At 44.4% G+C, this 14,328-nt stretch carries 14 protein-coding genes; 3 read left to right on the top strand and 11 right to left on the bottom strand.

The window, feature by feature from the left end; all coding sequences use genetic code 11:
* The first annotated feature begins 482 nt into the window (after window positions 1-482).
* Both alsS and budA read left to right on the top strand, forming a co-directional pair.
* Complete coding sequence (gene alsS / locus BN1546_RS00765; protein ID WP_176702359.1) at window positions 483-2,186, top strand: acetolactate synthase AlsS; 1,704 nt, start codon at window positions 483-485, stop codon at window positions 2,184-2,186.
* A gap of 163 nt (window positions 2,187-2,349) precedes the next feature.
* Window positions 2,350-3,096 carry an acetolactate decarboxylase gene (gene budA / locus BN1546_RS00770; RefSeq protein WP_040101506.1) on the top strand — a complete coding sequence of 249 codons (747 nt, stop codon included), beginning with the start codon at window positions 2,350-2,352 and terminating at the stop codon, window positions 3,094-3,096.
* Window positions 3,097-3,247: 151 nt separating this feature from the next.
* Here the strand turns inward: budA and BN1546_RS00775 are convergent, their stop codons facing one another.
* The 6 genes from BN1546_RS00775 to murI form a co-directional block, all read right to left on the bottom strand.
* A complete protein-coding gene (locus tag BN1546_RS00775) occupies window positions 3,248-3,733 on the bottom strand; it encodes a tetratricopeptide repeat protein (RefSeq protein ID WP_090739116.1) in 486 nt (161 codons plus the stop codon).
* 149 nt (window positions 3,734-3,882) lie between these two features.
* Complete coding sequence (locus tag BN1546_RS00780) at window positions 3,883-4,863, bottom strand: S8 family peptidase (RefSeq protein WP_058710482.1); 981 nt, start codon at window positions 4,861-4,863, stop codon at window positions 3,883-3,885.
* A 194-nt stretch (window positions 4,864-5,057) separates the two neighbouring features.
* The gene (locus BN1546_RS00785; RefSeq protein WP_090735365.1) at window positions 5,058-6,452 is read right to left on the bottom strand and encodes an MATE family efflux transporter; all 1,395 of its coding nucleotides are present in this window, start codon (window positions 6,450-6,452) and stop codon (window positions 5,058-5,060) included.
* Window positions 6,453-6,519: 67 nt separating this feature from the next.
* Window positions 6,520-6,942 (bottom strand): metallothiol transferase FosB, encoded by a 423-nt coding sequence (fosB, locus tag BN1546_RS00790; RefSeq protein WP_025679014.1) that lies wholly within the window; start codon window positions 6,940-6,942, stop codon window positions 6,520-6,522.
* A 14-nt stretch (window positions 6,943-6,956) separates the two neighbouring features.
* Window positions 6,957-7,808, bottom strand: coding sequence for an aminoglycoside phosphotransferase family protein (locus BN1546_RS00795; protein WP_090735367.1), 852 nt, complete (start codon window positions 7,806-7,808; stop codon window positions 6,957-6,959).
* A gap of 90 nt (window positions 7,809-7,898) precedes the next feature.
* Window positions 7,899-8,753 (bottom strand): glutamate racemase, encoded by an 855-nt coding sequence (murI, locus tag BN1546_RS00800; protein ID WP_058829543.1) that lies wholly within the window; start codon window positions 8,751-8,753, stop codon window positions 7,899-7,901.
* A gap of 240 nt (window positions 8,754-8,993) precedes the next feature.
* Between murI and BN1546_RS00805 the strand changes: the two genes are divergently transcribed.
* The gene (locus tag BN1546_RS00805) at window positions 8,994-9,620 is read left to right on the top strand and encodes an FMN-dependent NADH-azoreductase (RefSeq protein WP_013370852.1); all 627 of its coding nucleotides are present in this window, start codon (window positions 8,994-8,996) and stop codon (window positions 9,618-9,620) included.
* 138 nt (window positions 9,621-9,758) lie between these two features.
* Here BN1546_RS00805 and BN1546_RS00810 read toward each other — a convergent pair whose 3' ends face one another.
* The 5 genes from BN1546_RS00810 to BN1546_RS00825 form a co-directional block, all read right to left on the bottom strand.
* Window positions 9,759-10,268: a hypothetical protein gene (locus tag BN1546_RS00810; RefSeq protein WP_090735370.1), complete on the bottom strand. Its 510-nt coding sequence runs from the start codon at window positions 10,266-10,268 to the stop codon at window positions 9,759-9,761.
* A 173-nt stretch (window positions 10,269-10,441) separates the two neighbouring features.
* Window positions 10,442-10,597 carry a hypothetical protein gene (locus tag BN1546_RS27190; RefSeq protein WP_165264003.1) on the bottom strand — a complete coding sequence of 52 codons (156 nt, stop codon included), beginning with the start codon at window positions 10,595-10,597 and terminating at the stop codon, window positions 10,442-10,444.
* Between the two features lie 698 nt (window positions 10,598-11,295).
* Window positions 11,296-12,381 carry a lactonase family protein gene (locus tag BN1546_RS00815; protein WP_058829541.1) on the bottom strand — a complete coding sequence of 362 codons (1,086 nt, stop codon included), beginning with the start codon at window positions 12,379-12,381 and terminating at the stop codon, window positions 11,296-11,298.
* Between the two features lie 68 nt (window positions 12,382-12,449).
* Window positions 12,450-12,896, bottom strand: coding sequence for an OsmC family protein (locus BN1546_RS00820; RefSeq protein WP_058829540.1), 447 nt, complete (start codon window positions 12,894-12,896; stop codon window positions 12,450-12,452).
* A gap of 55 nt (window positions 12,897-12,951) precedes the next feature.
* Window positions 12,952-14,160: an MFS transporter gene (locus BN1546_RS00825; RefSeq protein WP_090735373.1), complete on the bottom strand. Its 1,209-nt coding sequence runs from the start codon at window positions 14,158-14,160 to the stop codon at window positions 12,952-12,954.
* Between the last annotated feature and the right edge of the window lie 168 nt (window positions 14,161-14,328).

Genomic DNA, 14,328 nt, shown 5'->3' on the forward strand with positions numbered 1-14,328 from the left:
ATTTGTTAACGTTAACAAAAATGCCCGAGACACTACTTTCCTTTTAACAATTACATTGTCCATAGCAGTAAAAAATCCATATGATTTGTACAGGTCAATACAGCTATAATAAGATACCTGTACATCATGTCATACTGGTTTACTTCACCTTAAATTTAATGTTTACGTTAACAACAATTACATTGTAACCGCTATCCTTTGTAGAGGAAAGTGATTTTTATCATGTGAGCGGATAAAAATGACATCCCCCCTTTGGGGAGATCTGTTCTTAACCCTTCTCGATAACCGAAACCACAAGAAAATTCCACAAATTTTAATTTCCGCGATAAATCAAACTTTGAAAACGTTTTATATGATTTTCTTCTTTTTTCTGAAAATTTCTTTCTTGAAAATACCAGTTATTGTATTATAATTGCAATATACATCCATTGATTTACATTGAAAGTATTTCATTAATTTATTTCACAGACGAAGAAGAAGAGGTGGTAGCATTGAGTACAAAAGTGCAAGCTGTTGAAACTAAAACTATATCCGATACAAAAGGAGCCGATCTTGTTGTCGATTGCTTGATCAAGCAAGGGGTTACCCATATTTTTGGCATTCCAGGTGCCAAAATTGATTCTGTTTTTGATGTTCTTCAAGATCGGGGGCCCGAATTGATCGTATGTCGTCATGAACAAAATGCCGCCTTTATGGCAGCGGCGGTCGGTCGATTAACCGGTAAACCGGGCGTATGCATTGTTACCTCAGGTCCAGGCGCGTCTAACTTGGCGACAGGACTTGTCACCGCGAATGCAGAAAGTGATCCTGTCGTCGCCATTGCGGGTGCAGTCCCAAGATCCGAACGCTTGAAACGCACACATCAATCTATGGATAATGCCGGACTATTCGAACCCATCACCAAGTACAGTGTTGAAGTAGAACACCCCGATAATGTACCCGAAGCAATTGCTAATGCATTTCGGATTGCGACCTCAGCCCAGCCTGGAGCCACATTCGTCAGCCTGCCACAGGACGTGTTGACTTCGTCATCCGAAGTAACAGCCATTGAGAAGGTTTCCCTTCCCCAACTTGGAACCGCCCCTGCCGCGCTCATCAAACAAGTCGCAGACCAAATCAGAAAAGCTAAGCTGCCCGTACTTCTTCTCGGTATGAAAGCCAGCACGCCTGAAGCCACCGCAGCTATCCGTGCTCTTATTCGAGATACAGATCTGCCTGTTGTCGAAACCTTCCAGGCCGCTGGAGCCATCTCCCGTGAACTGGAAGACCACTATTTTGGAAGAGTGGGGCTGTTCCAAAATCAACCGGGTGATATGCTTCTTGGAGCCGCAGATTTGGTACTGACGATTGGCTATGATCCTATCGAATACGATCCAAAAAACTGGAACATTCCGGCAAACCGAACACTCATTCATCTGGATGACCATCAAGCCGATATTGATCATGATTATCAACCAGACTACGAATTAATCGGGAACATAGGCCTGATTGTGAGTGGCCTCGCAGAAGAGCTACCTACCTTAAAGCTACCTAAATCCTCCTGCGACCAATTGAATCGTCTACGCCATGATCTGAACGAGCAAGCAGCTGTTCCAGCCCACAAGCATGATTTCCTGATTCATCCATTGCAATTTATTCGCACACTTCGCAGCCTGATTGATGATAACGTCACAGTCACCTGTGATGTCGGTTCACACTACATTTGGATGGCACGTTATTTCCGTTCGTATGAACCGCGGCGCCTGCTATTCAGCAACGGAATGCAGACATTGGGCGTAGCACTGCCTTGGGGGATTGCTGCTACACTCGTCAATCCTGGTCAAAAAGTCGTTTCTATTTCTGGAGACGGAGGTTTCCTTTTTTCATCCATGGAGCTGGAAACCGCTGTACGCCTTAACTCTCCGCTTGTGCATATCGTATGGAGAGATGGTACCTATGACATGGTTGCCTTTCAACAGCAGATTAAATACGGCAGAACGTCTGGCGTAAAATTTGGAGATGTCGATGTTGTCAAATATGCAGAAAGTTTTGGGGCTACCGGATTACGCGTGCACTCTCCTGAAGAACTGGAAAGCGTATTGCAGCAGGCACTTCTTACGGAGGGTCCTGTGGTCGTTGATATCCCGATTGACTATCAGGATAATGTCCAGTTGGGACGCAAGCTGCTGCCAAACCAATTAAACTAGTCTTGACTACGGATCACTCGTGACGGCTTTGTGACAATTAGAGAGTTTGAGGTTTTTTTAATGATTTTTTTGAGTTTTTTATGTTATTTACTGAAATTTTACGTTTATTATTGAAAAAGAACGAAAATAAATGCATACAATTATAATAAGGAAGTGTATTTCCATGACCGTTGCAGAACTGGAAACCAAGCAAGAAACTGATCATGATATTTACCAAACGTCCACCATGCTTGCTTTATTAGATGGTCTTTATGACGGAGTTGTTGCCTTTGAGGAGCTGCAAAAGCACGGGGATTTTGGACTCGGTACCTTTGATCAACTGAATGGCGAGATGATCGCGTTCGATGGTGAATTTTATCACTTGCTTCCAGACGGTACGGCCCATCGCGTAAAACCGGAAGAAACCACTCCGTTTTCCACCGTCACCTTTTTCCGCGAAGATTTCACATATACTGTTGATCATCCCATGCACCGTGAAGAGCTGGAAGCTCTGCTGCTAAAGCTGTTTCCAAGCCGGAATCTGTTCTATGCATTCCGTATGGATGGCACTTTTCGTGAAGTAAAGACACGTACCGTGCCTCATCAAGTGAAGCCTTACAAACCTTTTATCGAAGCAACCAAGTCACAGCCTACCTTTACTTTTAATGACGCTTCCGGCGTGATCACAGGCTTTTGGACACCTGCTTATGCCCAAGGGATTGGAGTAGCCGGATTTCATCTCCATTTTATCAATGATGAACGCACTGGAGGCGGGCATGTTTTTGATTTTGTTGTCGACAAGTGCACAATTCGCATTTGCCAAAAATCCAATCTACATCTTGTGCTGCCCGATACACCAGATTATTTGAAGGCTAATTTGTCCAGAGTAGACTTGGAGAAAGAAATTGCTGTCACCGAGGGTGCGCAATAATCGCAGCATAGCTCATTAAGATACGGCCTAGCTAGACAATAAAAAGCAAAAGATCACAGTCAGATAAAGAGGCTTCCTGCTCTCTGACTGTGATCTTTTTATGTAGGAAATGCTTATAGACAATGCCCCTTATGCTCTTACTCCGGTCTACTTACTCCTCGATCTGGTCCAACTTATCTGCATAATATTGAATGGCACGGGAGTACTCCTGTATGGATATGTCAGCGGTCGTTTCAGCTAACTCCATGAGCAGCCCCTCCATGGCCTTCCCGTATTCTTCCAGATTATATAACACCATAGCGTAAAATACCCGAAACGGTCTGTAGTCCGAAAATTCGTTTATCCCGGTTTCCAGCCACGCTTTGGCTTTGTGGTATTCTCCCAGTACACGATATGTACTGCTTAATCCCAGGATGGCTCCTTTCCTGGATTCTGCGGATAGTGCCATACCTAGACTTTTTTCATAAAAGGGAACCGCCTCCCTCTCCAAGCCCAATGAGTCATGCGTCCAGGCTGTCTGATACCATAGCTCCGCATCTTTAGGCTCCTGCTCCAGCGCCTCTAATAGAAGCTTACGCGCTTCCTTGGCCTGTCCTGTATGTCTTAGCTGGCTGGCTTTTTCAATCATATGATCCATGCTAATTCCCCACTTTTTATTCTTTACTATTTCCTTAAAATACATGTTACCCGACATATGAATGCGATGTAAATGGAGGTGTGCCAAATATATGAAGCGCACAAAAAGACTCTCCGCTTAGGAGAGTCGCTATAATCCGTTGTTACGACTTATTTAACCTTCAATGATTCTGTACTCAATATTCCCGCTACGCGTTGCGTGTCGAAAATACGGGAAAGCTCCTCCACTGCTGTCAAGTACAGCAGTCCGTTGCCCTCAAGCTTAGGAGAATTGCCGAGTGGAATCGTGCGTTTGATGAGTTGGGCGTATAATTCCGGTTCGGTGAGTTCACGCTCAAAGCTTGCATTTGCCAGCTGCTTAATCAACGCCAATGCACCTGCTACGTGCGGAGTAGCCATCGAAGTTCCGCTAAAGGTCGCATATTTTCCGCCCGGAACGGTGGACAAAATATCTTCTCCTGGTGCAACCAAATCCACCTCATTATTAGAATTACTGAATTCTGAGGCATGTCTGTCAAAGTTGATAGCACCTACGCTGATTACTTCATTGTAGCAGCCGGGGTAGCCGAGCTCGTCCGTTCTATCGTCACCGTCTCCTTCATTTCCAGCTGCACAGATGACCAGGATTTGGCTGGCTACAGCCTTTTTTACTGCTTCATGAAGTTCAGGCACATCCTCAGGGCCGCCAAGCGACATCGAGATGATGTCTGCCTTTTGCTCAATCGCATAATAGATACCTTGGATAATCCAGTCATATTGACCGGAACCCTGCTTGTTTAGCACTTTGATGATGAGCAAATCCGCCTCCGGGGCGACACCTACGACACCATCCTCATTTTCCGCTGCCGCAATGGTTCCTGCCACATGTGTACCGTGACCGTTGTAATCCTTGAAAATTTCCGGATCACCTTCATCATCATCCGTGAAATTGCGGCCACCAATAATGCGCGCCTTCAGATCCGGATGGTCCGAATCACAGCCCGTGTCCAGCACCGCTACCTTTACTCCTCGGCCTCGAGTCTGGTTCCATACCGCAGGAGCCTGGATCAGCTCCACCCCTCGCGGTATTTCATTCACTTGTTGCTCCTGCTTGATCACTTGGTAAGGAATGATATGCACTTTACGTTCCATCTTATTCCCTCCTTCATGGATTCAATCGGAAACCATCCGTCTTTGAAACTTTGAAAACCTCTACTGTGTTCGAGGTTACTATATTCTAGCAATTTTTGAAAAGTTTGAACATCCCAATTTTCTTATTTTTGCAAAAAAATACAGACATCAACCAATTCAATTGGAAAATGTCTGCTCTAGTATCTCTATGAGCTTTATGCTGATTCCGCTTGTAACTCAGCCTTTGATAACAGCGATTTGTGTTGCCATTTCCGGCCTTTCCAGCGTAAATAGTGAAAAATACCTCGTACCCATTCATCGCATGCATGTGCAATCCACACACCCAGTACACCATATCCCATATGAATGCCTAGCACATATGCTAACGGGATTTTAATCCCCCACATTGAAATGATGGCCATCATTAACGGGAACTGAACATCTCCTGCTGCTCGCAAGGAGTTAATGACCACGTGGTTAAACACACGGCCCGGCTCTAGCAATATACAGAACAACAAAATCGCTGCCCCTAATTGAATGATCGCTGGCTCATCCGTAAAGATTGCCATCACTTCATATCGGAAAAAGGATACAGCCACGATCACAGCAATCGTAATGACTAGTGACCATTTCAGGCTACGTAAAAGTTGATGATATGCTTTTTCCTTGTCTCCAGCTCCAATCAGGCGAGCCACAATAATTTCGGTTCCCTCGCCGACGGCCATTCCAAATACCATAAAAAAATACACAATCGTATTCGTATAGAAGTGAGTTGCAATCGCTGTTGTACCCATAAAGCTGACAAATCGGGTCACCATCATTTGACTAAGCTGATAAGAAAGCCATTCCAGCCCGGCAGGAATACCAATTTTGAGGATCGCCACCAGCTTGCTCCATTGAAGCTGTACATAATATTGGATACGAATCGGCGCACTTATACGTTTGTACAGCAGGATAAAAATCCACACACATGCTACGACGCGGCTAATAACCGTTGAAATCGCTGCTCCCGCCACTCCCATTTGTGGCAGACCAAACCAGCCGTATATGAGCAATGCATTCCCCGCAACATGCAATATATTCATGCCGATGCCTACGATCATCGTATCTTTGGTAAAACCATGCGAGCGAATGACCGGCCCTGCGGTTAGCATAAGGGCTTCCAGAAACAGCGAACCCCCTGCCAGCATCATATAGATTTCTGCATTTTCCTTGATTGTCGGAGTAATATGGTAGAAGGATAATAAAAAATCCCGGCTTACGATAAACATCAAACTTAGCGCCAGGCCAAATACCAGATTAAAGGTTAGTGCCGATGCGGTAACACGGCTTGCGTCCACATGCTTTTGCGCACCCAATAACTGAGCAATGATCACACCTACTCCAAGACCAAGCAGATTGAAGAGTATAATCGTAAATTCAATCAACTGTCTGGATACACCGACAGCCGATACAACCTCATCTGAAACATGGCTCAGCATGAATGTATCCACGCTACCCATCAAAATATGAAACAGCATTTCTATGAAGATCGGCCAAGTAATTGCGAAAACCGTCATCGTTTTGACGGCCTGCGCTTGCTTGGAGCCACTTTCCTGCGACAATGACATACTTCTGTATTCCTCCGCTCCCGTATGTAAAATCAAAATTTGCTCATCATTTTTTGATAACGCTTACTCATTCATAAAAAGTCATATGTTTTTTAGCATTTTTATAATATTCCAAGCGATCCTGCAATTGTCCTGTGTGGAATTCGAACTTATGTCCATCTGGATCTGTAAAATAGACTGATCTTTTATCCTGTTCATTCCGCTCCCGTCCAGGCAATATGGTGACATTAAGTGTTCTCAGCTTGTTAAGCATACTTTCAAAATCCGCTTCCGCTACCGAAAATGCAATATGCGTGTAGGAATGATGAATTTCATTTCTCGGAATATCCTCTTCCACATTGAGAGCCAACCACATTCCTAGACAATCCAGATAAGCCAGCTTACGTCCTTTAACGAGTAGTTTTCCATCCAGTACATTCTGATAGAATTGTATAGACTTCTCCAAATTAGACACTGAAAAGCAAATGTGATTCCATCCTTGTATATTCATGCTTTCTATTCCTTTCAGCGAACCCTGTTCAGCCAGTAGTTCCACGCTTCTGTATATTTGCCTAAATCTCCCGGATGATGGCGAATGCAGGTAGCTATCCGAAAGTATAATCCCTGTAACACTTCCCTGTTCAGCTCATATTCCCCTGTCATCTCTGGCCTAAGCGTCTCTACCGCTGGCAAAATGGTATCGATGGTCAGCCTATCCGGTGAAGAACAAAAGGCGTATATCAAATCATACAGAGGCTCTCCCACTACTGGATCAGGATCAATAATACCTATCAATGTACCATTTTCGGCAAACACAAAATTATGTACTCCGAAATCGCCATGAAGCAAATATTTAAGATTCCGTTGCGGCGATCCGGCCACAAGAGTATGGACGAACCGATGATTCTCTGGGGGTAAAACGTCTTGTATAATCTTTTCGGATTCTTTTGTTCTGTGAAGCAGAAAATCTCTCCATTCCACAAACGGATGATCCGAATAACCATACTCGCGTTCTTCTCCAAGGGATTTGTAGTGTGCAATGACTTCTGTCGCCAGACTGAGCAGCAAATCACCCTTATTTCCTTCACTATATTGCATAGTGAACCCTGGCTTGAACGCATATACCAAATAACGATGTAGGGAATCTACATAAATCACTCGAGATAGCTTCTCAATCTGTGCATAGGTAAGTAAAAATTCTGCCTCGGCTTTTACAATCGCGGGATCATTTTTTTTAATTACATATCGTGGTCTGGTACCGTCCATAACAACAACCACTTCACTCGAAGTTCCGCCAGTCAGCGGTTTGAGATTTTGCATACGGCTTTCAAGCACGCCTGCTTCATAAAGCTCATTCAGGATGAGTTGAATGTCCATGTAAAACCTCCCTATGCATCTGATCCATAAATAATGCGGCTGGCGCTTCGGATTGCTGATCTAGCCCACCTGTTCGCCAGCCGTTCTGTCTTAAAAATAGATTTTTTCATGCTCCGCATAGATTTCAAGCGCCCGCTCCATCTTATGGACATAGGTCTCATCCTGACTGGTACATAGAAAAGTGACGTGTCCGTCCTGCGGTTGACCCACTTTTACCGGGGATGCCAGCAAATTACGCTCGGACAGCACCTGTTTCAAGCGTTTGACCGTTCCGTGGCTCCCATCAATGAGCTGAATATGAGAAGGCAGCAGTTCTCTCAAAATTTCCTTATAGAATGGATAATGTGTACATCCCAATACGACCGTACCATAAATATCTAGGTTAAACGAAGACAGCTTATGGTTAAAATAATTGAACAATTCTGTTCGGTCAAAATTCAACTGTTCGCAATATTGTACTAGCTCCGGCAAAGGCAGTGAGTCCACACTTCCATGATCGTCAACTCTGGATACCAGTGCTGCATAACCAGATTGTTTTAAAGTCAACGGTGTCGCCAGCACCAGAACTCTTTTACCATTGGCACGGTTCATCTCGACCGCTGGTTTCACTGCTGGTTCCATTCCGATAATCGGAAATTTATATTCCTTCCTTAGCTCTGCTACCGCGATACTTGTAGCCGTATTGCAGGCAATCACCAATGCCTTAATATCCTCTTTTAGAATCGTTTGTACCGAAGCCTTGACATAACCAAGCACCTCTTGGGGTGTTTTCGTTCCGTAAGGAACATGAAGCGTATCCGCCATGTAAACAAAATTTTCGTTTGGCAAACGTCTTAGCGCCTCAGACAATACTGTAATTCCACCCAATCCCGAATCAAAAAAACCTATCTTCAAGCTACTCACCTTTTTTCGTTCAACTATGGTGTTATATCTTGCTGGCACCATGTTCATTTCCTTCTTCGCCTATCTAAGCATTCTCTTCATTAGACTTTACATTTAAATTTTACCGCAAAAATGATATTTTGCAAAAGAAACACGCAAATTTTACAGTGTAAAAAATAAAGTAGCTGTCCAAAGTAAATTTAATATAGAAGTGTTGACAGATATTATCTTTATATTGTAATATTACGTGGTAACTTACTAACTAAACTTACTTATTCAACTTACTTAGGGGGAAATAAAATCATGTCTAAAGTATTATTTGTTAAAGCTAATGATCGTACAGCTGAAGAATCCGCAACAGTTAAATTGTATAACGCATTCGTGGAAAGCTACAAGTCTTCTCACCCATCTGATGAAATCACTGAACTGGACCTGTTCTCCGTCGAACTTCCTTATCTGAACGCTAACATGATCAACGGTACGTTCAAATCCGCAAGAGGCATGGAGCTGAATACAGAAGAAGCTCGCCTGGCAAACATCGCTAATGGTTACCTGGATCAATTCTTGGCAGCAGACAAAGTCGTATTTGCTTTCCCACTCTGGAATATGACTATTCCAGCTGTACTGCACACATACATTGACTACCTGAACCAAGCTGGTAAAACATTCAAATACACTGCTGAAGGTCCTGTAGGTCTTGTAACTGACACTAAAGTAGCCCTGTTGAATGCAAGAGGCGGCGTTTATTCCGAAGGGCCTGCTGCTGCTGCTGAAATGTCTTTGAACTTCATGAGTAACATCTTAACCTTCTTCGGCGTAAAAGACATCGTGAAGGTTGTACTGGAAGGACATAACCAAGCTCCTGACCAAGCACAAGAGATCGTTGCTTCTGCCGTACAACGTGCAGTAGACGCAGCAAAATCGTTCTAATTATATATATGAAGAGAAGAGGATATCCGCACCCTTTATGGGATGGATATCCTCTTTTTTTTGTTACAAAATATAAAAAACACGTACTTCCCTGATCTGTGATCAAGTAAGAAGTACGTGTCTGTATAAGCTTATTGTTTAAGGAATGAACTGCTGCACGATTTTTACAACCTTACCGTCACGAAGCGTAACATGGTATGGAAATTGGCTGAGGTCCAGAACATCCTTTTTGGCAAAATCCTTCTCAAATTGTGCCAAAGGAATGGATTCGTTCCATTGCACGTCTGTATCTTCTATATTCCCTGTGTGATCATAAATCTGCACCTCTACCGAAGCATCTGGTGCAACCTGATACACGTCATTTTGCACGGAATTGTTTACGATGTAGTAGCCATCCGGCGCTCCGTCCAATCCTGTATTTCCTTCATGCTCCACAAATGCTTTGTCTGCTGCTGCGCCTTCGTACCATTCAATCGGATCTGCTGACAAATAAATTTGTCCATCGCGAATGTCCATTTGGTTTATATATACGGTCTCCTGATTTTCAGCAGCTGCTACAGGTGTGTAGCCTTGTGCTGTTGCCCCTGCCGTCGTAATCAGCATCATCATCAAAGTCAATACGGTCCATTTCGAAGCTAATTTCATCATGTCTGATCTCTCCTTGCCGTTTGGGTATGTACACGGTGTCTGTAAGCTTCATTACCCTTGTGTACCTATCATAAACTTTGAACGGTTAAAAAGTGTATCAGATACATAAAAAATAAGTTACGATTTTTTAAGACTTGGTCTTAAAACTTGATGACATGTCCTATTTACCTTTGTTATTTTAGTAATCCCACCTGACGTGCCTGTTCCTCGGTGAGAATAAACTCTTCATTTTGCCATACCTCGTCCTCTTTGGTTACAGCAAACATCCCCATAATCTCTTTCCAGATTCCTTTGTCGGCGGCTTCCTTTTGTGTAATGATTATTTTCATTTGAATCCCTCTCTCTTATTAGAATACGTGCAATGTGTGTAGCCCACTGCGCAAATAGATGGTTTCTCCGATCGCTGCTCCAAACCCATCTGTCCGCTTCGTACTCAGCTTATCCTTGTCATCCTCATTTTTCATAAGTTTGTCTCAAAACAACAACCATCTAGCAAACTAGTACCGATGCTCAGCTAAAATGTAAATTTTTATAAAAATACCCAACTTCTATATGGAGTCACAGTGCCTGTCCTAAATTTACAAATGGGATAACTGTTCTGCTTATAACATATGTACCCTTTTCTTACCGAAATTATTCGTATCTTATTTGTGATCTTAAAACTTAAGAATAATTTTGTAGGCAATGACCTTTCTTAGATGTGACTAAGCGCTAAAATAAAAACGGCTGCAGGTTATCCTACGAGCCGTTTCTACTAATAAATTTTTATGCCTAGTTAATTCACCGAAACCATCAACATATGCAAATTCATTTTTTCTGTATAAACAAGTGGTTGCCAAAAGAAATAAAGCAGCGGAGAGGACGGTATTGTCTGAAGAAGCGGAGTATTCGCCTTTGTCCCCGGATTTCTCCCCTTGAACATACAACCAAGAAATCCGGGGGCAACAGCGATCGGAAGAATAATCCGTTCTCGTAGCGGTCACAAGCCGCATACCGTTACTTAATTAATTCTGATGTTGCCCTATTTTTACACGGAAAAGTAAAAAGGCTGCACGCATACTGGTTTGGACACAGTTACTTGTTGTCCAGTGTAGGTCAAGCGACCGCTTGCTTTGTCCACTTTGAAGGTAACAATATTGTTGGTGTCGCGGTTAGCCACGAGCATATAGTCACCATTAGGTGTCAAAGCAAAATGACGCGGATGCTCGCCTTCGGCAGATACATGCTCAACCAAGCTCAACTTGCCAGTGGCTCCATCTACAGCGTACACCACGATGCTATCATGTCCACGGTTGGAACCGTACAGATAAGCGCCATCCTGTGAAATCGCAATTTCTGCAGTTGTGTTTTCGCCAGTAAAGTCAGACGGCAATGTCGGTACGCTCTCAAGCTCAGTAAGCTTGCCAGCTTCTGCATCATATGCGAAAGAAGTAATGGAAGAATCCACTTCGTTAATAACAAAAGCAAATTTACCGTTCGGGTGGAACGTCAAGTGACGTGGGCCTGCACCTGCATGGGTTTTCGTTTCACCGTGCAGCACCAGTTGCCCTTTGCTGTCATCAATGGTATAAATACGGATCAGATCCAGTCCAAGATCTTGTACGAACAGGAAGCGGCCGTCCGGGCTAAAGAAACTGGAATGTGGATGTGGACGATCCTGACGCTCAGGATGCGCTCCTTTGCCCTCGTGCTGTTTTACATCCAGCAATTCACCGATACGCCCGTCCTCAGTCAGAGATATCAGTCCTACCATACCTCCGTGGTAGCTGACTACAATCAGGTAACGATCGGATGGATCACGTTGAATGTGGCATGTTGTGGAGCCTACGTTTTCCGCGCGATTCAGCAAAGTAAATGTGCCTTTAACCGGGTCAATTTCAAAAGCAGAGGCTTCGCCTACCTTCGCTCCTGCAGCGGAAGTCGTCTCGCCAATGGAATACAGCTTCCGATTTTTAACGTCTACATTTAGAAATGTAGGATTTTTCAAGCCGGAGAACTCATCCTGTAGTGTCAGGGCTCCTGTCTGTTCATTAAAAGTATACGAATAAACTCCGTTACCTTCCAATTCGGCGTAAGAGCCTGCGAATACGAGCAATTTTTGTTGTGCTGTCATGGTTGTGTCCTCCTTGGATTAAAAAAATGACGGGCAATTGAATGATTGCTCCTGTTACAGATACTGCTTTAAGAGGCGCGCTCCACCACAGGTTCTGTAGACAATGCTACATTGCCTGCTACAGCACGCGAGATCATGCATGAGGTTTCAGCCTGCTCTGCAAGGCGCAATGCTTGTTCGATTTGCGATTCTGTTGCATCGACGGACAATAGAACTCGTGGACGATGCACGATTCGGCGATATGTAAAAATGTTGTTCGTTACATCGACAATCCCTTCGGATTCCAGTGCCAGTGATACCACCGGGAGACTGGCACGCTCCATCATTGCCGCCAAAGTAATCAAATAGCAGGTAGCAGCTGCACCGAGCAGCATTTCATCCGGATTGGTGCCCACACCAGGGCCTCCCATCTCAGCCGGAATCGAAATCGCTGTCCGCAACTGTCCGGCCTCAATACGCCCATCGCTGTTGCGTCCCCCGTTCCAGTCTGCCTTGAGCAGAAAGGTATGCTCCATTTCAGGTCACTCCTCTCTCTTGTATTATGAATGTTTACACAGGTGAATGTAAAGGTTAGTCAATCTCCTGATTTTTAGTTTCGGTACCCAGCAACCATACAGCAGCTGCTCCGATCAGGATCGCTACGAAAAAAATCGCAAAGATAGATGGTAACGCTATGCCTTGTCCTACGAGTATACCGACCACAAAAGGTCCGATCACGCCGCCAATACGACCAAATGCAGCTGCCATACCCACACCAGTAGAACGAGCAGACGTTGGGTACAGCTCCGGGGTATAAGCATACATGGCTCCCCATGCACCGAGATTAAAGAAGGACAAGCAGATACCAGCAGCCAACAACATCCCTGCCGTTTCTGATGTTCCAAACCAAATAGCGGACACTGCCGTGAGCAACAAGTAGATGATCAGTACAAATTTGCGACCCAGCTTTTCAATCAGATAGGCAGCGGTAAAATAACCTGGTAATTGTGCAAGTGTCATGATTAGGACATACTCAAAGCTTTTAACCAGCTCAAACCCCTTCATAAACATCATGCTTGGCAACCACAGGAACATACCATAATATGAAAATACAACTGTAAACCATAAAATCCACAGCATTAGCGTAGACTTGCGATGGGGTACCGACCAAATCGCAGCCAAGCGTGCACGTAACGGAAGTTTGACGCTTTGCTGCTTGTATCGCGGTGAATCCTCAATAGCTTTGCGCAAATAAAGAGCGTACAGGGCAGGTACTGCGCCGAGAATAAAGGCAAGCTGCCAACCATATTTTGGAATAACAAAATAGGCAATAAGAGCCGAAAGAATCCAACCTGCCGCCCAGAAGCTTTCCAGCAGCACAACTGCTCTCCCTCGTTCTTTCACAGGCACCGATTCTGACACCAGTGTCGAAGCAACAGGCAATTCTCCGCCCAAGCCTGCACCGGCAATAAAGCGCAGCACCAGCAGCATACCGAGACCTGTCGCCAAAGCTGACAAGCCACTGGCTACGGAAAAAATCAGCAGGGTCCACACTAAAATAGCGCGTCTACCGTAACGATCTGCCAAAATCCCTGCCAAGGCGGCTCCAAACACCATTCCTATTGAATTCATCGCAGTCAGCAGACCAATCTGCTCTGATCCGAGATGCCACTCCTTAGCCAAAGCTGCCACTATAAATGAAAGCAGTCCCACATCCATAGCATCAAACAGCCAGCTAAGGCCTGCGCTAAATAGCAATTTTCTTTTTTTAGCTGGGGGTAATGAAGTTAATTCACTCATGATTCGCTCTCCCTTAAAAATGCATCGTATGTAGACGTATATTCAGGTGTCTTGTCACCTGTAGCCCAGCATCTATTGTACCGCAAGCTTCCTGAATCTGCGAGCTTTTTAATGCAAAAAAAACGGAAGATTGCCTACGGCAATTCTCCCGCCTTCTGGAACCTGTCA

The sequence above is a fragment of the Paenibacillus sp. Mc5Re-14 genome (assembly GCF_001049835.1).
Lineage (GTDB): Bacteria > Bacillota > Bacilli > Paenibacillales > Paenibacillaceae > Paenibacillus > Paenibacillus polymyxa_C.